Source organism: Pseudomonas sp. 14A, from assembly GCF_018132745.1.
In the GTDB taxonomy this organism is placed as follows: Bacteria; Pseudomonadota; Gammaproteobacteria; order Pseudomonadales; family Pseudomonadaceae; genus Aquipseudomonas; species Aquipseudomonas mercuritolerans.
The window spans coordinates 113,193-134,917 of record NZ_JAGRQJ010000016.1; the positions used below are offsets into that span (position 1 = coordinate 113,193).

19 protein-coding genes are annotated in these 21,725 nt (G+C 61.4%); 3 read left to right on the plus strand and 16 right to left on the minus strand.

Annotated features, from left to right (window positions below; genetic code table 11):
* The first annotated feature begins 158 nt into the window (after nt 1-158).
* The 3 genes from PS14A_RS20405 (at nt 159) to PS14A_RS20415 (ending at nt 3,585) form a co-directional block, all read left to right on the plus strand.
* On the plus strand, nt 159-380 hold the full coding sequence (locus PS14A_RS20405; protein ID WP_122693152.1) for a hypothetical protein: 222 nt from the start codon (nt 159-161) through the stop codon (nt 378-380).
* A 194-nt stretch (nt 381-574) separates the two neighbouring features.
* A complete protein-coding gene (locus tag PS14A_RS20410) occupies nt 575-1,891 on the plus strand; it encodes an OprD family porin (protein ID WP_212617095.1) in 1,317 nt (438 codons plus the stop codon).
* A 185-nt stretch (nt 1,892-2,076) separates the two neighbouring features.
* Entirely contained in the window at nt 2,077-3,585 is a 1,509-nt protein-coding gene (locus PS14A_RS20415; RefSeq protein ID WP_212617096.1) for a sensor domain-containing diguanylate cyclase, read from the plus strand.
* Between the two features lie 150 nt (nt 3,586-3,735).
* Here the strand turns inward: PS14A_RS20415 and lpxC are convergent, their stop codons facing one another.
* The 16 genes from lpxC to mraZ all read right to left on the minus strand — a co-directional run bounded on the left by lpxC (nt 3,736) and on the right by mraZ (nt 21,591).
* Nucleotides 3,736-4,647: a UDP-3-O-acyl-N-acetylglucosamine deacetylase gene (gene lpxC / locus PS14A_RS20420; RefSeq protein ID WP_007916984.1), complete on the minus strand. Its 912-nt coding sequence runs from the start codon at nt 4,645-4,647 to the stop codon at nt 3,736-3,738.
* Between the two features lie 112 nt (nt 4,648-4,759).
* A complete protein-coding gene (ftsZ, locus tag PS14A_RS20425) occupies nt 4,760-5,956 on the minus strand; it encodes a cell division protein FtsZ (RefSeq protein WP_016773283.1) in 1,197 nt (398 codons plus the stop codon).
* 105 nt (nt 5,957-6,061) lie between these two features.
* The gene (ftsA, locus tag PS14A_RS20430; protein ID WP_016773282.1) at nt 6,062-7,321 is read right to left on the minus strand and encodes a cell division protein FtsA; all 1,260 of its coding nucleotides are present in this window, start codon (nt 7,319-7,321) and stop codon (nt 6,062-6,064) included.
* A 15-nt stretch (nt 7,322-7,336) separates the two neighbouring features.
* Nucleotides 7,337-8,203, minus strand: a complete 867-nt coding sequence (locus tag PS14A_RS20435; RefSeq protein ID WP_212617097.1) for a cell division protein FtsQ/DivIB — start codon at nt 8,201-8,203, stop codon at nt 7,337-7,339.
* 4 nt (nt 8,204-8,207) lie between these two features.
* Nucleotides 8,208-9,182 (minus strand): D-alanine--D-alanine ligase, encoded by a 975-nt coding sequence (locus PS14A_RS20440; protein WP_133338343.1) that lies wholly within the window; start codon nt 9,180-9,182, stop codon nt 8,208-8,210.
* Nucleotides 9,179-10,639 carry a UDP-N-acetylmuramate--L-alanine ligase gene (gene murC, locus PS14A_RS20445; protein WP_039761387.1) on the minus strand — a complete coding sequence of 487 codons (1,461 nt, stop codon included), beginning with the start codon at nt 10,637-10,639 and terminating at the stop codon, nt 9,179-9,181. Before murC ends, PS14A_RS20440 begins: the two co-directional genes overlap by 4 nt.
* Entirely contained in the window at nt 10,632-11,702 is a 1,071-nt protein-coding gene (murG, locus tag PS14A_RS20450; protein ID WP_016773277.1) for an undecaprenyldiphospho-muramoylpentapeptide beta-N-acetylglucosaminyltransferase, read from the minus strand. Before murG ends, murC begins: the two co-directional genes overlap by 8 nt.
* A complete protein-coding gene (gene ftsW / locus PS14A_RS20455; RefSeq protein ID WP_172667897.1) occupies nt 11,692-12,903 on the minus strand; it encodes a putative lipid II flippase FtsW in 1,212 nt (403 codons plus the stop codon). The genes murG and ftsW overlap by 11 nt, the downstream gene beginning before the upstream one ends.
* Nucleotides 12,904-12,905: 2 nt before the next feature.
* Complete coding sequence (gene murD / locus PS14A_RS20460) at nt 12,906-14,252, minus strand: UDP-N-acetylmuramoyl-L-alanine--D-glutamate ligase (RefSeq protein ID WP_212617098.1); 1,347 nt, start codon at nt 14,250-14,252, stop codon at nt 12,906-12,908.
* A gap of 5 nt (nt 14,253-14,257) precedes the next feature.
* Nucleotides 14,258-15,340, minus strand: coding sequence for a phospho-N-acetylmuramoyl-pentapeptide-transferase (gene mraY, locus PS14A_RS20465; protein WP_016773275.1), 1,083 nt, complete (start codon nt 15,338-15,340; stop codon nt 14,258-14,260).
* Nucleotides 15,340-16,707, minus strand: coding sequence for a UDP-N-acetylmuramoyl-tripeptide--D-alanyl-D-alanine ligase (gene murF, locus PS14A_RS20470; protein WP_110603062.1), 1,368 nt, complete (start codon nt 16,705-16,707; stop codon nt 15,340-15,342). Before murF ends, mraY begins: the two co-directional genes overlap by 1 nt.
* Nucleotides 16,700-18,163 (minus strand): UDP-N-acetylmuramoyl-L-alanyl-D-glutamate--2,6-diaminopimelate ligase, encoded by a 1,464-nt coding sequence (locus tag PS14A_RS20475; protein ID WP_212617099.1) that lies wholly within the window; start codon nt 18,161-18,163, stop codon nt 16,700-16,702. Before PS14A_RS20475 ends, murF begins: the two co-directional genes overlap by 8 nt.
* On the minus strand, nt 18,163-19,902 hold the full coding sequence (locus PS14A_RS20480; RefSeq protein ID WP_178084479.1) for a penicillin-binding protein 2: 1,740 nt from the start codon (nt 19,900-19,902) through the stop codon (nt 18,163-18,165). The genes PS14A_RS20475 and PS14A_RS20480 overlap by 1 nt, the downstream gene beginning before the upstream one ends.
* Nucleotides 19,902-20,195, minus strand: a complete 294-nt coding sequence (gene ftsL / locus PS14A_RS20485; protein WP_016773269.1) for a cell division protein FtsL — start codon at nt 20,193-20,195, stop codon at nt 19,902-19,904. Before ftsL ends, PS14A_RS20480 begins: the two co-directional genes overlap by 1 nt.
* Complete coding sequence (rsmH, locus tag PS14A_RS20490) at nt 20,192-21,133, minus strand: 16S rRNA (cytosine(1402)-N(4))-methyltransferase RsmH (protein WP_137214189.1); 942 nt, start codon at nt 21,131-21,133, stop codon at nt 20,192-20,194. Before rsmH ends, ftsL begins: the two co-directional genes overlap by 4 nt.
* A gap of 2 nt (nt 21,134-21,135) precedes the next feature.
* Complete coding sequence (mraZ, locus tag PS14A_RS20495; RefSeq protein ID WP_007917012.1) at nt 21,136-21,591, minus strand: division/cell wall cluster transcriptional repressor MraZ; 456 nt, start codon at nt 21,589-21,591, stop codon at nt 21,136-21,138.
* Nucleotides 21,592-21,725: the final 134 nt, after the last annotated feature.

Sequence of the window (21,725 nt, forward strand, 5' to 3'; positions counted from 1 at the left end):
CTACAGGTGTACGCCAAGCCCTTGTAGGAGCTGCCGAAGGCTGCGATCTTTGCTTTTGCTGTAACAGTCATTTATGAAAATCACGCTGTTTCCCAACCCTCGGCAACCTTATCTTTGCCCGCACCAAACAGCACTCGCCAAGCGAGAAGGTTTTCAAGATGTCCAACAGTATGGGTATTGCCAGCGCATTCGTTTTGTCCTCATTGATCCTGTCGCCGATGGCGATGGCTGAAGAATCGCAAACGTTCGTCGCGCAAAAAGTCGCTCGCGCACAGGCATTCGATCAGCATCAGGCCGAAGTGATGGCCAAGGCTCAAGACGCGACGCAATCCCCACAGGCCGCTACTTCCCAGGCTCAAGCGCTCGAGAAAGACAGCTGAGTCGCACCGCGAAAGGTTTCCCTCGACGCGGTTGTTTGGCTCTTCCCGTTCAACCGTCGTCACTCCAGGCCGCTGCCATTCAGCGGCCTTTTTTCGTTGTGGTCTGAAAGCCGTCTGCTGCGTCTGTAACAACGAGAAACATCAAGCCGCTCAAGAACCAGAGCGGCCCGCTGACCCAAGGAGCCCCACCGCACGTGTTTTACCCTGTCCGCCTCACCCCGCTGTTCATTGCAATTGCCGCAACGATTGCCCCCGCTGTCCACGCCGATGAGTCTGCCCAACAAGGCTTCATCGCAGGCTCGAGCCTCAACCTCAACGCCCGCAACTACTACATGAATCGCAACCGCTTGCAGAAGGCCGACGACAATATCGAGTGGGGTCAGGGTTTTCTCGGCGTGTTCCAGTCTGGCTACACCGAAGGCACGGTCGGCTTCGGCGTCGATGCCCACGCCATGCTCGGTTTGAAACTCGACGGTGGTGGCGGGACCGACGGTTCGAGCATCCTGCCGATCAGCGATGGCAACGGCAAAGCGCCGGGTTCGTTCTCCACGGCGGGTGGCACGTTGAAAATCCGCGCCTTCGATACCGAGTTGAAGGCCGGTGATCTGTTCCTCACCAACCCGGTGATTGCCGGGGGCGACACGCGGATGCTGCCGCAGACCTTTCGTGGCATCAGCCTGAGCAACCACAGCTTCGACGGCTGGTTGATCGAAGGTGGCCAGGCCAGTTTCACCAAGCCCTATAACCAGAGCGGTCATACCCGCATCGGAACGTCGTACGGTTCGCTCGCCGACGGTGACGAAAGCCAGCACCTGAACTGGGCCGGTGTGGCCTGGAGCGGAGTTGAGGGCCTGACCAGCAGTCTTTACGCCTCCGAGCTCAAGGACATCTGGAACCAGTACTACTACGACCTCGACTACACCTGGCAACTGAACGATCTGGTCAGCCTCAACCCGGGCGTGCACTTCTATCACACGCAGGACACCGGTGATGCGCTGCTCGGCGACATCAACAACAACACTTGGAGCGCGCATCTCACCGTCGGCATCGGCAACCACAGCGTCACCGCCGCCTACCAGCGGGTCAACGGCAACACACCATTCGACTACATCAGCCAGGGCGACAGCGTTTACCTGGACAACTCGCAGCAGTATTCGGACTTCAACGGCCCGAACGAACGCTCGTGGAAGCTCAAGTACGCTTATGACTTCACCGGTGTCGGCATGCCCGGCCTGACTTCGGCGCTGTCATATTCGCGCGGCACGGTGGACCTGACCAAAGCCGACCCTAACAGCGCAGGCTATTCGAGCTGGTACAGCGCCGATGGCCGCAACGCCAAACATTGGGAACGCGATATCGATTTGCAGTACGTCGTGCAAAGCGGCCAGGCCAAGGATCTCGCGGTGCGCCTGCAATGGGCCACCAACCGTGGCGGCAACGGCTACGGCGCGATTGATTCGGATACAGATGAATACCGCGTGATCATCGACTACCCGGTCAACGTCTTCTAAGATCGGCGCTGCGTTTTTCAGATCCTCTGATCTACCCTGTGGGAGCGAGCCTGCTCGCGAAAGCGGTGTGTCATTCAACACAGATGTTGACTGACAATCAGCTTTCGCGAGCAGGCTCGCTCCCACAGGTTCGTCCGGCGTCAGCCCAACTAAGCTTATGAAACCACTCCAACCGGCTCCTCATCATGATCGCCAGCCGCAAGCCTTCCACCACAGGCCTTACCGGTCGCCCCGAGCGCCTGCTGATCCTCGGCAGCCTGCTGACTGTGATTGCGATGGTGTGCATCATCACCTTCCTGCTGATCCGCGAGTACGCCAGTGCGCAGGAAGTCGCCACCCGCCGCGCCACGACCATCGCGCAATTGATCGACGCCGATGTGCTGCGCACCGTCGAGCTGTACGACCTGACGCTGCAAGGGCTGATCGCCGCCGCCCAGCGTGACGACCTGCAGAACGTCTCGCCGCAGATCCGTCATCTGGCACTGTTCGATCGCTCTGCCACCGCGCGCTTCAAGGGCGACATCCTCCTGCTCGACAAGCATGGCGAGGTAATCGCCGATTCCTCGCGCATCGAACCGAAACCGGGCAATTTCGCCGATCGCGATTATTTCCTCGCCCACGCATTCAACCGCGACATCGGCATGTTCATCAGCCGCCCGTTCAAGACCCGCTGCGATTGCGAAGAGGCCGATCAGTGGCGCATCAGCTTCAGCCGGCGCATCTCCTCGCAGACCGGTGAATTCCTCGGCGTGGCGGTGGCGTCGCTGAAACTCGACTATTTCGACGACCTGTTCAAAAGCCTCGACATCGGCACCGACAGCACGTTGAACATCATCAACAGCGATGGCGTGCTGCTCGCGCAGAAGCCGTATCTGCAGAGCGATTCGGTCGGCAAGAGTTTCGGCAACCGGCCCAACGTCGTGCGGATTCTCAACGATCGCGATGGCAGCGGCAGTTTCACCAGTACCTCGAGCATGGATAAACAACGCCGGCTCTATACCTACTCGCGGGTCGGCAATCTGCCGTTGACCGTGATGGTGGCGCTGTCCAGCGAGGAAGTGTTCGGCACCTGGCGGCGCACAGCGATCCTGATCAGCGGCGCCACCGGCGTGCTGTGCCTGGGGCTGTTGTGGCTGACCTGGCTGCTGGCCCGGGAACTGCGTTTGCGCCATCGCGCCGAACGCGAACTGGCGCAACTGGCTGCCACCGATGACCTGACCGGTGTGGCCAACCGGCGCATGCTCGATCAGACCCTGCGCCACGAATGGTTCCGCGCCCAGCGCTCGGGCCAGCCGCTGTCGGTGATGATGATCGATGCCGACCACTTCAAGGCCTTCAATGATCGTCATGGCCATCAAGCTGGGGATCAGGTCTTGCGTGAACTGGCCAAGGTAATCACCGCGAACGTGCGACGCCCGGCAGATCTGGTCGCGCGGTATGGCGGTGAAGAGTTTTCGGTGATTCTCGCCGAGACCGACAGCGCAGGAGCGCAGCAGATCGCCGAGCAGATTCGCCAGGCTGTGGAAGATTTGCCCTGGGTTGAAGGCGCTGAGCGGGCGATGACCGTGAGTATCGGCATCGCTACGTGGACATCGGCGAGCGAGATGACCTTGGAGCAGCTGCTGTTTTCAGCGGACAAGGCGCTGTATCAGGCCAAGGAAGGCGGGCGCAATCGCGTTGTAGTGTCAGTTTAAAGTCAAAAGATCGCAGCCTTCGGCAGCTCCTACATCTGGAATGCGGTATCCCTGTAGGAGCTGCCGAAGGCTGCGATCTTTTGATCTTATAAAGGGCATAAAAAAAGGCCATCCGAGGATGGCCTTCAAAAAACTAGAGAGGTTTTTTACTTACACCGCCGCAACCGGGCGCATGTAAGAGATTGGTGCGGTGCTGGCGTCTTCGAACGTCACCACTTCCCAAGCGTCTGTCTGCTCAATCAATTTGCGCAGCAGCTGGTTGTTCAGTGCATGACCGGACTTGAAGCCTTTGAACTCACCAATCAGGCTGTTGCCCAGCAGGTACAGGTCGCCAATCGCGTCGAGGATCTTGTGTTTGACGAATTCGTCTTCATAACGAAGACCGTCTTCGTTCAACACGCCATCAGCGTCGACCACGATCGCGTTTTCCACGCTGCCGCCGAGTGCGAGGTTGTGCTTGCGCAGGTACTCGATGTCACTCATGAAGCCAAAGGTACGGGCGCGGCTGACTTCTTTTACGAACGAAGTGCTGGAAAAATCCACGCTTGCACTCTGGGTGCGGTCCCGGAATACCGGGTGATCGAAATCGATCTCGAAGCTCACCTTAAAGCCTTCGAAAGGGACGAAAGTGGCGCGCTTGTCGCCGTCTTCCACTGTCACTTCACGCAGGATGCGGATGAATTTCTTGGCGGCGTCCTGTTCTTCCAGGCCTGCCGATTGAATCAGGAATACGAAGGGTCCAGCGCTGCCATCCATGATCGGGACTTCGGACGCGGAGAGCTCGACGTAGGCGTTATCGATGCCCAGGCCAGCCATGGCCGAGAGCAAGTGCTCTACCGTGTCCACTTTGACGTCGCCATTGATCAGCGTCGTCGACATAGTGGTTTCACCGACGTTTTCCGCGCGGGCAGGAATCTGCACCACAGGGTCGAGGTCAGCGCGACAAAACACAATGCCAGTGTCGACAGGCGCAGGCTTGAGGGTCAGATAGACCTTCTCACCGGAGTGCAGGCCTACACCTGTGGCACGGATAATATTTTTCAGTGTGCGTTGTTTAATCATGGCTTGGGCCGCTTCAGCGCAAATTGCGAACTGGTATCAACAAAGGCTGGCGATGATAGCAGACCATGCCTTTGCTGAACACCAATCACCTTCATAGCCCTGATACATTCCATCAATCGGCCTGACGACGCAGGAATGCCGGAATGTCCAGGTAGTCCAGGTCATCCTGCGGATTCATCTTCGCGGCAGCCGCAGCACCGGCCTGAGCCTGGTTGCGCATGACGGTCGGACGGTCCAGATCACGGTAGTTCACCGCTGGCTGCTCCTGACGGGCCGGAGCCGGTTGTTGCACCTGCGCCGAAGCCATCGAGGTGTGAACGGTGTTGTCGATGACCTTTACAGGCTTCTCGATTTTCGCGCCCAGACCGGTGGCAACCACAGTTACGTGCAGCTCGTCGCGCATGTCCGGATCGATAACGGTACCGACCTTGACCATCGCGTGCTCGGAAGCGAAGGCTTCGATGATCGAACCAACGTCGGAGTACTCACCCAGGGACAGGTCAGGACCGGCGGTGATGTTCACCAGAATGCCGCGCGCACCTTGCAGGTTGACGTCTTCCAGCAGCGGGTTGCGGATTGCCGCTTCGGTGGCTTCACGTGCACGGTTCGGACCGCTGGCGCAGCCAGTGCCCATCATTGCCATGCCCATTTCGCTCATCACGGTACGCACGTCGGCGAAGTCGACGTTGATCATGCCCGGACGCTTGATGATGTCGGAGATACCGCGAACGGCACCGGCCAGTACATCGTCAGCCTTGGCGAAAGCCGACAAGAGGCTGGCGTCTTTGCCGAGGATGGTCAGCAGTTTTTCGTTCGGAATGGTGATCAGCGAGTCGACGCTTTCCGAGAGCATGCGAATGCCTTCGTCGGCGATCTGCATACGCTTGCGGCCTTCGAACGGGAACGGACGGGTCACGACCGCAACGGTCAGGATGCCCATTTCCTTGGCCACTTCAGCGATGATCGGCGCCGCACCGGTACCGGTACCGCCGCCCATGCCGGTGGTGATGAACACCATGTTGGTGCCGGCCAGCACTTCAGCAATGCGCTCGCGGTCTTCCAGAGCGGCTTGACGGCCGACCTCAGGATTGGCGCCGGCGCCCAGGCCTTTGGTCACGCCGGTGCCCAGTTGCAGGATGGTCCGCGCGCCGATGTTTTTCAGCGCTTGAGCATCGGTGTTGGCGCAGATGAACTCAACGCCTTCGATGTTGCTCTTGACCATGTGATTGACAGCGTTGCCGCCGCCACCGCCGACACCGATAACTTTGATTACCGGGCTTGCGGGGATGTTGTCTACGAGTTCGAACATTTTCCCTCTCCTTACATTCTCTAGTTTTTTCGCCTACTGCTGTTTGTAGCGGTGTATCTACTGCAGTTGCTTGCCGCTTGAAGCTTGTCGCTCCAGGCTGCTGTTTTAAAAATTGCCCTGAACCCACTTTTTCAGTCGGTCCAGCAGCGGCGCCTGAGGCTCTTCGCTGCTGTAGCTGTCGCGGCTGCCGATGCCGGAGAACGAAACTCCGTCGGACTGCTTCTGCAGGCCGTACATCAACAAACCGACGCCAGTGGAATAAATCGGGTTGCGCACCACGTCATCCAGACCTTTCACGCCATGCGGCACACCAAGGCGCACCGGCATGTGGAAGATCTCTTCGGCCAGTTCAGTGGCGCCTTCCATTTTCGACGTACCGCCGGTGAGCACGATGCCCGCCGGAATCAGGTCTTCGTAGCCGCTGCGACGCAGCTCGGCCTGGATCAGGGTGAACAGTTCGTCGTAACGCGGCTCGACCACTTCGGCCAGGGCCTGACGCGACAGTTCGCGCGGTGGACGGTCGCCAACGCTCGGCACCTTGATGGTTTCGCCGGCACCGGCCAGTTTGGCCAGGGCGCAGGCGTAACGGATCTTGATCTCTTCGGCGTACTGGGTCGGAGTGCGCAACGCCATGGCGATGTCGTTGGTCACCTGATCACCGGCAATCGGGATCACCGCGGTGTGACGGATCGCGCCTTCGGTGAAGATCGCGATGTCGGTGGTGCCGCCGCCGATGTCGACCAGACACACGCCCAGTTCTTTTTCGTCGTCGGTCAGCACCGAGTAGGCCGAGGCCAGTTGCTCAAGAATGATGTCGTCGATTTCCAGACCGCAGCGACGCACGCATTTTTCAATGTTCTGTGCAGCGTTGACGGCGCAGGTGACCACGTGAACCTTGGCTTCCAGACGCACGCCGGACATGCCCAGCGGCTCGCGCACGCCTTCCTGGTTATCGATCACGTAATCCTGCGGCAGGGTGTGCAGCACGCGCTGGTCAGCCGGGATCGCCACGGCCTGGGCGGCGTCGAGTACACGCTCAAGGTCCGCCGAGCTGACTTCACGATCACGGATCGCAACGATGCCGTGGGAATTCAGGCTGCGGATGTGATTGCCGGCCACGCCGACGAACGCCGAGTGAATGCGGCAGCCGGCCATCAGTTGGGCTTCTTCGATCGCGCGCTGGATCGACTGCACGGTGGATTCGATGTTGACCACCACGCCCTTCTTCAGGCCGCGGGACGGATGCGTGCCGATCCCGACGATTTCCAGCTGGCCGTCGTCCGCGACCTCGCCTACCAGCGCCACCACTTTGGAGGTGCCGATATCCAGACCGACGATCATTTTGCCGCTTTGCACGTTTGCCATGGGTCCTGCCTCTTCTTAATTCTTTGCGACAGCGGGTTGGGCTGTCGTCGGCGCTACGGGTTCCCGCCAGCCAACAGCGAGGCCGTTGGCGTAGCGCAGATCGATGCGCGCAATGTTCGTAATCTGCTCTTTCAGCGTCTTGTCATAGATGGCGATGAAGCGGCGCATCTTTTCCACCAGGTTGCCGCGTCCCAGCAGCAACTCGATGCCGGGGCCGGAACTGCCGGCACCGGTGGTCAGGAACCAGCTGCCGCGTTCACGCAATTCCAGGCGTGCAATCGAAAAACCCAGCGGCCGCAGCATCTGGCTCAGCACCTGATACTGCTGCATCACCTGCTGTTGAGCCCGTTGTGGGCCGAACAGCTGCGGCAGGTGTTCGTAGTTCGCCAGCTCTCTGGGGGTAAATGCCTGACCCTGATTGTTCAGCAGCGACTCGTCGCCCCATCGGGCCACCGGCAATTGCTCTTCGAGGCGGATCACCACCTGGTCCGGCCACACCCGGCGCACTTCGGCATGAGCGATCCATGGCATCTGTTCCAGCTCTTTGCGCATGCCGGCGAGGTCGATGGTGAAGAAGCTCGACGCCACGAACGGCGCGATTCGCTGCTGCACCGCCTGCTGGCTGATGTAACTCAGGTCGCCCTGCACCGCGATCTTGCTGATCGGCCGATCGGCGTACGGCAACAAACGCTGCGCGCCTTCGTAGGTACCAAAGCCCAGCGCCACCAGCAGCACCGGCCAGAACAGGCTTTTCAGAAAGCCGAAATTGGCTTTCGGCAGGCGCGCGGACATCGGCTCTTTCGCCACCATTCGGCTGGCACCCCGCGGCACCGGCTTGCGGCCGGGTGCGGGTGGCTGATGTCTGAGATGAGCGCCTTGCATGGTCTTAACCTCGCGCCTCTGTTGCGCCTGCGTTTTCAACGCTGGCGGCCAGAATGGCCAGAACCAGTTGCTGGAAATCCAGACCGGCAGCCCGCGCCGCCATCGGCACCAGGCTGTGATCGGTCATGCCCGGTGCGGTATTGACTTCGAGGAACCAGAACTGCCCGTCGGCGTCCTGCATCACGTCCGCCCGGCCCCAACCGGCGATACCCAGCGCCTCACAGGCCTTGGCCGTGAGTTCCATGAGTTCCTGTTCCTTGGCCGCGTCGAGCCCGCACGGAATGCGGTACTGGGTATCGTTGGCGATGTACTTGGCGTCGTAGTCGTAGAACGTGTGCGGTGTACCCAGGGCGATAGGAGGCAACACCTGGTCACGCAGGGTGGCGATGGTGAACTCCGGACCTTGAATCCATTGCTCGACCAACACTTGCGAATCGTAGGTACTGGCCGCTTTCCATGCGTCGATCAACTCGGACGCAGAATTCACTTTGGCCATCCCGATACTTGAACCTTCATGCGCCGGTTTGACGATCAAAGGCAAGCCCAGTTCCGTCGCCGCCGAAATACAATCGGCTTCGCTGCACAGCACGGCGTGACGCGGCGTCGGAATCCCGAGGCTGTGCCAGACCTGCTTGGTACGCAGCTTGTCCATCGCCAGTGCGGAAGCAAGAATGCCGCTGCCGGTGTACGGGATGCCGGCGCACTCGAGCAGGCCCTGCATGCTGCCGTCTTCACCGCCGCGACCGTGGAGAATGATGAAGGCGCGGTCGATCTTTTCGCTGAGCAGACGCTGCAGGAAGTCTTCGCCCACATCGATGCCGAACGCGTCGACGCCAGCGCTTTGCAGCGCTTCGAGCACGGCGTTGCCGGATTTCAGCGAAACCTCACGCTCGGCACTCAGGCCGCCGAAGAGCACGGCGACGCGGCCGAAGTCTTTCGGCGCGATGGTGGAGAACAGCTTGGCGTAGGCAGCAGTCATTTCAACTTCCCCTCGACCGGCGCCGCCACGGCGCCGGCGAACAATTCACTTTTCAACAGCTTCGGCGCGAGACCGCCGATATCACCCGCGCCCTGGCACAGCAGAATGTCGCCGGCGCGCAGCAGCGGCTTGACCAGCGGTGCCAGGTCAACGCCACGCTCGATGTAGATCGGGTCGAGCTGACCGCGCTGACGGATGCTGTTGCACAGCTTGCGGCTGTCGGCGCCCGGGATCGGCTCTTCGCCGGCCGGATAGACTTCCATCAGCAGCAGCACGTTGGCGTCGGCCAGTACATTGACGAAGTCGTCGTACAGATCACGGGTGCGGCTGTAGCGATGCGGCTGGTAGACCATCACCAGACGACGCTCCGGCCAGCCACCGCGCACGGCTTTGATCACGGCAGCGACCTCGGTCGGGTGGTGACCGTAGTCGTCGACCAGCATCACGTTGCCGCCGTCTACCGGCAGTTCGCCGTAGACCTGGAAGCGTCGGCCAACGCCCTGGAAGCCCGACAGGCCCTGAACGATGGCTTCATCGCTGACGCCTTCATCGGTGGCGATGCAGATGGTCGCCAGCGAGTTGAGCACGTTGTGGTTGCCGGGCATGTTCACCGACACGTCCAGCGGCTCGCGATCCGGGCGCAGCACGGTGAAGAAGGTCTGCATGCCCTGCTGACGGACATTGATTGCGCGTACGTCGGCGTCTTCGCTGAAGCCGTAGGTCACGGTCGGACGTTTCACCAGCGGCAGGATTTCGCGCACCACCGGATCGTCCAGGCACATCACCGCCAAACCGTAGAACGGCAGGTTGTGCAGGAATTCGACGAAGGTTTTCTTCAGTTTGTTGAAGTCACCGTCGTAGGTCGCCATGTGGTCGGCGTCGATGTTGGTGACCACGGCCACCAGCGGCTGCAGATGCAGGAAGCTCGCATCGCTTTCGTCGGCTTCGGCGATCAGGTAACGGCTGGTGCCGAGCTGGGCATTGGTGCCCGCCGCATTCAGGCGACCACCAATCACGAATGTCGGGTCCAGACCACCGGCCGCGAACACCGAAGCGATCAGGCTGGTGGTGGTGGTTTTGCCGTGGGTACCGGCGACGGCGATGCCGTGGCGATAGCGCATCAGCTCGGCGAGCATTTCTGCGCGCGGCACTACCGGAATACGACGCTCAAGGGCAGTCGCCACTTCCGGGTTGGAGGTGTTCACCGCGCTCGACACCACCAGCACATCGGCAGTAGCGGCGTTCTCGGCACGGTGACCGATGAAGATCTGCGCGCCAAACGATTCCAGGCGCTCGGTGACCGGCGAAGCTTTCAGGTCGGAACCGGAGACTTGATAGCCCAGGTTCAGCAACACTTCAGCAATGCCGCACATGCCCACGCCGCCGATGCCGACGAAGTGGATGCGACGGATGCGGCGCATTTCCGGTTGTGGCATGGCTTTCTGATTCTCAACCATGGGCCACCTCCAGACAGGTATCGACCACGCTACGGGTGGCATCGGGTTTGGCCAGTCGGCGGGCCGCTTGGGCCATTGCTTCGAGTCGTTGCGGTTGCATCAAGACCTCTGTCAGGCGCGCGGCAAGATCCGCGGCACCAGTCGTTCTTTGCGGCATCAGGAAGGCTGCGCCTTCGCGGGCCAAATAATCGGCGTTGCGGGTCTGGTGATCGTCGATGGCGTGGGGCAAAGGCACCAGCATCGAGGGCAGACCGGCGGCCGCCAGCTCACTGATGGTCAGCGCGCCGGCGCGGCACACCACCAGGTCAGCCCAGCCATAGGCCTGGGCCATGTCTTTGATGAACGGCTGCACCTGCGCTTCCACACCCACGGCGCGGTAACGCTCGGCAGTCACTTCATCGTGATTTTTGCCGGCCTGATGAAACACTTCCGGGCGCAAATCGGCAGCGACTTGCGCCAGGGCTTCAGGCAGCAATTTGTTCAACGGTTCTGCGCCCAGGCTGCCGCCAAGGATCAGCAAACGCGCTTTGCGCCCGGCCAGTGCCGGTCGCGATGTGTCGAGGAACAGCTCGCTGCGCACCGGATTTCCGGTGGTACGGCGGCTGTCCGACAGAGTAAAGGTGTCGGGGAACGCTTCACACACTCGGGCGGCGAACGGCACCAGCAACCGATTGGCGGTGCCGGCGACAGCGTTCTGCTCGTGAACGATCACCGGCACGCCGGCCAGTTTCGCAGCAAGACCACCAGGGCCGGTCACATATCCGCCGAAGCCAACCACGCACACCGGCTTCAGGCGGCGCATGATCGCCCGCGCCTGCCACACCGATTTCAGCAACATCAGCGGCGCCTTGAGCAGCGACAGCTTGCCCTTGCCGCGCAGACCGCTGGCGTTGATCCGGTGCAGTTCAAGCCCAGCCGCCGGAACCAGTTCGTTTTCGATCCCGCGTGGCGTGCCGAGCCAGTGCACGGTATAGCCGCGCGCCTGAAACTCGCGGGCACAGGCCAGCGCCGGGAACACGTGGCCGCCGGTACCGCCGGCCATGATCAATACATTAGCGCCCATGAGTCGGCTCCTCGGCGAAGTCGCTCTCCTGGAATTCCATCTCTTCGCTGCCCAGGTGGGTTCGACTCTCCCACTCGATGCGCAGCAACAGGCCGAGACAGGCGCAGCAGATCACCAGCGAGCTGCCGCCGTAACTGAGGAACGGCAAGGTCAGCCCCTTGGTTGGCAGCAGGCCGACGTTCACACCGATGTTGATCAGGAACTGACCAATCCACAGGAACGACAAGCCGTAAGCCACGTAAGCGGCAAAGAACTGCTTGGCCTTCTCCGCCCACAGGCCGATGTACATGCCGCGAATACATACGAACACGAACAGCGCGACGGTGCACAGCGAACCGACCGCACCGAGTTCTTCGGCGAGTACCGAGAACACGAAGTCGGTGTGCGCTTCCGGCAGGTAGAACTGTTTCTGCACGCTGTTGCCCAGGCCGACGCCCAGCCACTCGCCGCGACCGAAAGCGATCAAGGCCTGCGACAACTGATAACCGGCGCCGAACTGGTCGGCCCACGGGTCGGCGAAGTTGGTCAGACGCGCCATTCGATAGGGCTGCATCTGGATCAGCAGAACCACCGCGCCAACCGCCAGCACCACCATCAGCGAGAAACGGAACAACCCGACCCCGCCAAGAAACAGCATCGCCGCCGCGGCGCCCATCATTACCACGGTGGCACCGAAGTCCGGCTCCATCAGCAACAGACCGGCCATCGGCAGCAGAACGATGAACGGCTTGAAGAAGCCCATCCAGCTCTCGCGCACTTCTTTCTGCCGGCGCACCAGATAACCGGCGAGGTAGATCACCACGAACACCTTGGCGATTTCCGACGGTTGCACGTTGAAGAAGCTGAAACCGATCCAGCGCATCGAACCGTTCACTTCGCGGCCGATGCCGGGGATGATCACCATCACCAACAGGCCGAACGCACCGATCAGCATCATCCAGCCGAGGCGCTGCCAGGTGGCGATCGGGATCATCATGGTGACGATGCACGCGCCCAGGCCCAGCACCACATAGATAAGGTGGCGAATCATGTAATACAGCGGACTGCCCGACTGCGCCGCCGCCACTTCGGTGGACGCCGAGGCGATCATGATCAGGCCGAGACCGAGCAGCGCCAGGCAACCGGCGAGCATCGGGAAGTCGAGGTCGATGCCACGCCCGGTGATCAGCGGCGACGGGTACGGCTTGATGATGTTTCTCAGGTTCATGCCAGTTCCTCCACAGCGCGGACGAACTGGTGACCACGGTCTTCGTAATTCTTGAACATGTCGAAACTGGCGCAGGCCGGAGACAGCAGCACTACGTCACCCGGTTGGGCAGCGGCGCGGCATTGCGCGACGGCGTCGACCAGCGAGGACGCACGGATCAGCGGCACGGCATCACCGATGGCTGCGCCGATCTTGTCGGAGTCGCGGCCCATCAGCACCACAGCGCGGCAGTTGGCCGCCACCGGATCGCGCAGATCGTTGAATTCGGCGCCTTTGCCGTCACCGCCGGCGATCAGAATGACCTTGCCGTCGATGTCCGCACCGAGGCCTTCGATGGCGGCCAGAGCGGCGCCAACGTTGGTGGCTTTGGAATCGTTGTAATAGGCCACGCCGTCGAGATCGCGCACCCACTGGCAACGATGCTCGAGGCCGGCAAACGTGCGCAACGCCGCGAGCATGGCGTCGAACGGCAGGCCCACCGCGTGACCCAGTGCCAAGGCGGCGAGAGCGTTGGACTGGTTGTGTGCGCCACGAATTTTCAGTTCACGCACCGGCATCAGGTTCTGGAATTCGAAGGCGAGGTATTTCTCGCCGTCTTCTTCGCGAATGCCGAACGCCTTGAAATCCGGTTTGCTCAGGCCAAAGGTCCAGCATGGCTGGCCTTCGCCAATCAATGGACGGCTCAGGGCGTCCTGACGGTTGACCACAAACTGCTTCGCGCCCCGGAAGATCCGGTGCTTGGCCAGGTGATAGGCCGGCAGACCGCTGTAGCGATCCATGTGGTCTTCGCTGATGTTCAGTACGGTGGCGACTTCGGCGTTGAGCTGGTCGGTGGTTTCCAGCTGGAAACTCGACAACTCCATGACGTACAGCTCGACGTCATCGCTAAGCAGATCCAGCGCCGGCGTGCCGAGGTTGCCGCCAACGGCGACGCGCTTGCCGGCCGCAGCCGCCATCTCGCCGACCAGAGTAGTGACGGTGCTTTTCGCGTTGGAGCCGGTAATGGCCACGATCGGCGCCCGCGCGTTACGCGCGAACAGCTCGATGTCGCCGGACATTTTCACGCCACGGGCTGCGGCGGCTTGCAGGGCCGGGGTCGCCAGCGCCAGGCCGGGGCTCACGTAGAGCTCGTCGGCACGGCAGAGGAATTCGACGTCCAGCTCGCCACAACGCACTTCCACGTGCGGATAGTCACGCTTGAGCGTGGCCAGTTCCGGTGGATTGTCCCGCGTGTCGGCCACAGCAAACGACGTGCCCCGGTTCGCCAGGAAGCGAACCAGGGACATGCCGCTCTTGCCGAGGCCGACAACGATGCGGAAGTGGTCAGAAGCGATCAGAGACACTCGTTCTACCTCAGCTTCAGGGTGGCAAGGCCGACCAGGACAAGAATCACGGTGATGATCCAGAAACGGACGATCACGCGCGGCTCGGGCCAGCCCTTGAGTTCAAAGTGGTGGTGTATCGGCGCCATGCGGAACACACGGCGACCGGTCAGCTTAAAGGAGGCAACCTGAATGACCACTGACAGGGTTTCCATCACGAACACGCCGCCCATGATGAACAGGACGATTTCCTGACGGACGATCACCGCAATGGTGCCCAGTGCCGCGCCAAGTGCCAGGGCACCGACGTCGCCCATGAATACTTGCGCTGGATAGGTGTTGAACCAGAGGAAACCAAGGCCGGCACCGATCAGCGCGCCGCAGAACACGATCAGCTCGCCCGCGCCCGGCACGTAAGGAATCAGCAGGTATTCGGCGAATTTCACGTTACCCGACAGGTAGCAGAAAATCCCCAGGCCGCCGCCGACCATCACGGTTGGCATGATCGCCAGGCCGTCGAGGCCGTCAGTCAGGTTGACCGCGTTGCTCGAACCGACAATCACAAAGTAGGTCAGCACGATGAACCCGGCGCCCAGCGGAATGCTGTAGTCCTTGAGCATCGGCAGGATCAAGGTGGTTTCCACCGGCGTCGCGGCAGTCATATAAAGGAAGATCGCTGCGCCGAGGCCGAACACCGACTGCCAGAAATATTTCCAGCGGCTCGGCAGGCCACGGGAGTTTTTCTCGATGACTTTGCGGTAATCGTCGACCCAGCCGATGGCGCCGAACAGCAGGGTCACCAGCAGCACCACCCAGACGTAGCGGTTGCTCAGGTCAGCCCAGAGCAGAGTGCTGACGCCGATCGACGACAGGATCAACGCGCCACCCATGGTCGGCGTACCGGATTTGGACAGGTGCGATTGCGGGCCGTCGTTACGTACCGATTGGCCGATCTGACGGTTCTGCAGAGTACGGATCATCCACGGGCCATAGCACAGCGACAAGACCAGCGCGGTCAGCACACCGAGAATCCCGCGCAGGGTCAGGTACTGGAAGACCGCGAAGCCTTTGTAGAACTGTTGCAGATACTCCGCTAGCAGCAGCAGCATTAATGTTTCTCCAGACTGGACCCGCACAGAGCCGCAACGATGTTTTCCATCGCTGCGCTGCGCGAACCCTTGATCAAAATGGTGGTGTTTGTGTCCTGCTCGGCGGCGAGGGCCTGGATCAGCTCGGCCTGGGTGCCGAAGTGCTGCGCCTGCTCACCGAAAGCGTTTACCGCGTGGACCATGTTCGGCCCGACCGCGTAAAGCGCGGAAACCTTGCCTCGGGCGTACTCGCCCACGTCGCGGTGCCCCTGCTCCGCCCAGTCGCCCAACTCGCCGATATCTCCGAGCACCAGGACGGTGCGGCCGGAAAAGCCGGCGAGTATATCAACGGCCGCACACATCGAGGTGGGGTTTGCGTTGTACGTATCATCGATGACGCGCATGCCGTTTTTCGCCAGTTGCGCGACGGTGCGCCCCTTGACCGGTTGCACCGCGCCGAGGCCGGTGGCGATGCCGAACAACGACACGCCCAAGGCGTGGGCAGCAGCGGCGGCAGCCAGGGCATTGGCGACGTTATGGGTACCGAGCAGGTTCAGTTGCACGCGCTCACTGCCTTCAGGCGTGTGCAGATTGAACGCCGGGCAACCACGGGCATCAGTGGCCAGATCGCTGGCATGGAAATTCGCCTCGCTGTTGCTCAGGGCGAAGGTCAGCACCTGACGACCGGCAGCGCGGGTCTTCCAGATAGCGAAAGCCTTGTCATCGAGGTTGAGCACGGCGATGCCATCGGCGGCCAGGCCTTCGATGATTTCACCTTTGGCTTCGACGATTTTTTCCGGACCGCCGAACTCACCGACGTGAGCGGTGCCGGCGTTGTTCAGGATCGCCACATGCGGCTTGGTCAGGCCCACGGTGTAGGCGATTTCACCGAGACGCGAAGCGCCCAGTTCGATCACGGCGGAGGTGTGTTCCGGCGCCAGTTCGATCAGGGTCAGCGGGACGCCGAGGTCGTTGTTCAGATTGCCACGGGTCGCCAGCACCGGACCGCGCGTGCGCAGGATGCTCGCGAGCATTTCCTTGACCGTGGTCTTGCCACTGGAACCGGTCACCGCCGCCACTGGCTGGGTGAACGCAGCACGGTTCAAGGCGCCGAGTTGGCCCAGCGCCTGACGGGTGTCCTTGACCAGCAATTGCGGCAGCGCGCTGTCGGCGACTTCGCGCTCGACCAGTGCCGCCACGGCGCCTTTACCGGCAACGTCGTTCAGATAATCATGACCGTCGAAACGCGGGCCGGTCAGGGCGATGAACAACTGGCCGGGCTGGATCGCCCGACTGTCGATGCTGACGCCGTCGAAACTCGCGTCAGCGCCGATCAAACGGGCTTCGAGTGCGTTGGTCAGTTCGCTGAGTGTCAGGGCCTTAAGCATGGGCCACCTCCCACGCGGTCAGGGCGCGATCGGCCTCGACCAGATCGGAAAACGCATGGCGCACGCCGTTGATTTCCTGATAGTCCTCGTGACCTTTGCCGGCCAGCACAATGACGTCATCAGCGGTTGCGCCAGCAATCAATTGCGCAATGGCCTGGCCGCGACCGGCGACGAAAGTGACTTTATCCACAGCGCTGAAACCGGCGCGGATGTCGTCGAAAATCACCGCAGGATCTTCGGCGCGCGGGTTGTCGTCGGTCACCAGCACTTGGTCGGCCAGACGCTCGACCACTTCGGCCATCAACGGACGTTTGCCGCGATCGCGATCACCGCCGCAGCCGAACAGGCACAGCAATTGGCCTTTGACGTGCGGGCGCAGTGCGGTAAGAACTTTTTCCAGCGCATCGGGCGTGTGGGCGTAATCGACCACCACCAGCGGTTGCGTGCCGCCGCCCAGACGCTGCATGCGCCCGGCCGGGCCTTCGAGCTTTGGCAGCACTTTGAGAATTTCGTCGAGGGCGTAATCCAGACCGAGCAAGGCGCCGACTGCCGCCAGCACGTTGCTCAGGTTGAAACGCCCGAGCAGCGTGCTGCGCAGGTGGTGCTCGCCTTGCGGCGTTACCAGCGTGGCGCGTACGCCGTGGTCGTCGAACTGCGCTTCGCGGCAGAACAGGTACGCGCTGCTGTCGAGCAGGCTGTAGGTGATCAGGCGCGACTCGCGTTTTTCCGCCGCCAGTTGCCGGCCGAAATCGTCGTCGAGATTGACCACGCGGCACTTCAGGTCATTCCAGGCGAACAGCTTGGCCTTGGCCTCGGCGTACGCCTGCATGGTGCCGTGATAATCCAGATGGTCACGTGACAGATTGGTCATCACCGCCACGTCGAACGCCAGCGCGGTGACCCGGCCCTGATCCAGACCGTGGGACGATACTTCCATGGCCACGGCTTTGGCACCGGCCTTTTTCAGGTCACCCAGTGTCGCTTGCACGGCAATCGGATTCGGCGTGGTGTGCAGGCCGCTTTCCAGCGCGCCATAGAAACCGGAACCGAGGGTGCCGACGATGCCGCAATGCTGGCCGAGCAGATCCAGCGCCTGCGCGACCAGTTGGGTCACGCTGGTCTTGCCATTGGTGCCGGTGACGCCGATCAGGTTCAGGTGGTGACTCGGTTCACCGTAAAAACGCCCGGCGATGTCCGACAGCTGCGCCGCCAGACCCTTGACCGGAATCAGCGGCACGTCAGTGATCGGCAGCACGGTGGCGCCTTCGACTTCATAAGCCACGGCAGCCGCGCCGCGTTGCAAGGCATCGGCGATGTGCGCACGGCCATCGAAGCGGCCGCCGGGCACGGCGAGAAACAGATCGCCGGCGCGCACGTTGCGGCTGTCCAGCGCCAGTTCACGGATCAACAGATCATGGCCGGCGTGGGGAAATATCTTGTTCAGACTTAATGACATCAGCCGCGCCCTCCATTGGCTTTCAGCGGAACGACCGGGGTGGCGTTGGCCTGTTGCGTGGTCGGCAGGTTGTCCGGGGTCACGTTCATCAGGCGCAGGGTGCCGGACATCACACGGCTGAACACCGGCGCGGACACCAGACCACCGAAGTACCCGGCCTTGGTCGGTTCATCGATCACCACAACAATCGCGTAACGCGGATCGCTCATCGGGCCGAAACCGGCGAACAGCGAACGGTAGGAGTTTTCCGCGTAGCCCTTGGTGCCGACCGAGGTCTTGCGCGCGGTACCCGACTTGCCGCCGACGTGATAAGCCGGCACCTGCGCACGGAATACGCCGCGCGGCGCTTCGATCACTTGCTGCAACATGCCCTGCATGGTTTTCGCCACGGCTTCCGGCAGCACTTGCGTGGTCTGCGGCATCTTGTCGGTTTTGATCAGGGTCAGCGGCGCGAGGCGACCGTTGTTGGCCAGTGCCGAGAACGCATGCACCAACTGGATCGCGGTCACGGAAATACCGTAGCCGTAAGACAAGGTTGCAGTTTCAGCCTTGCGCCATTCGCGGTAGTTGGGCAGATTGCCGACACGTTCGCCGGGGAAGCCCAAACCGGTGTCCTGACCGAGGCCGACTTTCTGCGCGAGACGGAAAATGGTTTCGCCGCCGATATCGAAGGCGACTTTACTCATGCCGACGTTACTGGAATTGATCAGGATGCCGGTCAGGTCGAGCACCGGCCCCTCGGTCTTCGACACGTCTTTGATGGTGTACTTGCCGATCTGCAACGAGCCCGGGTACACCTCGACGGTGTCACTCGGTTTCCAGCGGCCGGTTTCGATCGCCGCGCTCATGGAAATGGCTTTCATGGTCGAACCCGGCTCGAACACGTCGATCATGGCGCGGTTGCGCATCATCGCCGGTTGCAGGTTGCGACGGTTGTTCGGGTTGTAGGTCGGCTGGTTGACCATGGCCAGAATCTCGCCGGTCTTCACATCCATGATCACCAGACTGCCGGCCTTGGCGCCGTTCTCGATGATCGCGTTGCGCAGCTCGCGGTTGGCCAGGTATTGCAGACGCAGATCAATCGACAACGCCAAGGGCTTGCCGGCCTTGGCGTTTTTGGTGACCTGAACATCCTTGATCAGCCGGCCACGGCGATCCTTGATGACTTGTCGTTTGCCCGGCACCCCGGCCAGCCATTCGTCATAGGCCAGCTCGACGCCTTCACGGCCGTGATCGTCGATATCGGTAAAGCCGACCATGTGCGCGGTGACTTCCCCGGCCGGATAGAAGCGGCGGAATTCTTCGATGCCATAGACGCCCGGCACTTTCAGATCGAGCACAGCCTGGCCCTGCTCGGGGGTCAGCCCGCGCACCAGATAGATGAATTCTTTGTTGGCCTGGGCTTCGAGGCGTTCGCTCAGGGCTTTCGGGTCCTGACCCAACGCGGCAGCGAGTGCCGGCCACTTCTCTTTGGCCGACTGCATTTCCTTGGCGTTGGCCCACAGCGTGGTCACCGGCGTACTGACGGCCAGAGGCTCGCCATTGCGGTCGGTGATCAGGCCACGGTGCGCCGGAATCGGAATGTGCCGCAGGCTGCGCGCATCGCCCTGGCCCTTGAGGAAGTCACGGTCGACCACTTGCAGGTCGATGATGCGCCAGCAGATCGCCGCGACCATCAGGCCGAGCAGCGCCACCATCAGGCGGAAGCGCCACGGGAACAGTGCGCCTTCGAGTTTCATCATGGCGCCACCATCTTCACGTCAGCCGCGCCAGGGATGTGCATTTTCAGTTGTTCGGTGGCCAGCACTTCGATGCGACTGTGCGCGGTCCAGGTGCTCTGCTCGAGAATCAAGCGGCCCCACTCGGCCTGCGCCTTGTCGCGCACGCTGAGTTCGTTATAAAGAGTGTTGAGCAACTGCCGGTTCCAGTGCGCGCTGTACGACACGGCAATGGCCGAAAACAGCACGCCAATAAAGAGCAGCAGCATCAGAAAGCTGCCGCCGGGCAGTGGTTTGGCGAAAAGCTTGCTCACCGCAACTTCTCCGCGACACGCATGACGGCGCTACGGGAACGTGGGTTGACTTTGAGTTCGGCGTCGGAGGCCGTCTGCGCTTTGCCGTGGATTTTGATTTTCGGTTCGAAGGCGACGTGGCGAACCGGCAGGTTGCGCGGCAGGTTGTCGGCTTCGCCTTTCACCAGCTTGCGCATGAACAGTTTGACGATGCGGTCTTCCAGCGAGTGGAAGCTGATGACCACCAGACGGCCGCCAACTTCCAGCGCTTCCAGCGCGGCGTCGAGACCGGCTTCCAGATCGCCGAGTTCGTTATTGACGTGAATGCGCAAACCCTGGAACGCGCGGGTAGCCGGGTTCTTGCCCTTTTCCCACGCCGGGTTGGCGACTTTCAGCACCTCGGCCAGATCGGCGGTGCGCTCGAACGGTTTGATGTCACGACGCTCGGCGACGGCGCGGGCCATGCGCCCGGAGAAACGTTCTTCGCCGTATTCCTTGAACACCCGGGCGATTTCTTCCACCGGCGCGGTGTTGACGAATTCGGCAGCGCTGATGCCGCGGGACGGGTCCATGCGCATGTCCAGCGGACCGTCATTGAGGAAACTGAAGCCGCGCTCAGCGTCGTCAAGCTGCGGCGACGACACGCCGAGGTCGAGCAGAATGCCGCTGACCTTGCCGGTCAGGCCTTGCTCGGCAACCACCGAACCGAGCTCGGCAAAGCTGCGCTGCACAACGACAAAGCGGCCGTCTTCGGCCGCTAGCGTTTGCCCGGTGGCAATCGCTTGAGGATCCTTGTCGAATCCGATGAGTCGACCGTCCGGCCCGAGCTGGCTGAGGATCAACCGACTGTGCCCGCCGCGCCCGAACGTGCCATCCAGATAGCAGCCATCAGGACGTACGGCGAGAGCCTCGACGGCTTCGTCAAGCAGTACGGTGATGTGGTTAAAGCCGCTATCAATAGTCACAGGATCAAATCACGCAGTTCATCAGGCATCGCGCCCGGTTGTTGAATAGCAGCAAGGTCAGCGGCAGATACCGCGTTCCATGCATCCTCGTCCCACAATTGGAACTTGTTCAGCTGGCCGACCAGCATCGCGCGCTTATCGAGCTTGGCGTATTCGCGCAAACGCGGCGGAACCAGGAAACGACCACTGCCATCGAGTTCGAGGTCGACGGCATTACCAATCAATAAACGTTGCAGGCGACGGTTCTCTTCGCGAAGCGAAGGGAGTGCGCGCAACTTGGTTTCAATAATTTCCCACTCATCGAGCGGATAGACACACAGGCATGGATCAACGGCATCAATGGTCACGATCAATTGGCCGGAACTGCGCGAATCGAGCTCGTCACGGTACCGGCTCGGCATGGCGAGACGGCCCTTTGCATCGAGACTGATAGCGTTAGCTCCGCGAAACACGTCAGCGTTTCTCCAATTTTTATCGTTTTGAGCTCAAAAAACCCACTTCATGCCACTTTCCGCCACTTGCGCACACTATAGGAATGCGCCCACCACACCGTCAAGGCGCGGATTAAAGGAAAAGCCTTACAGAA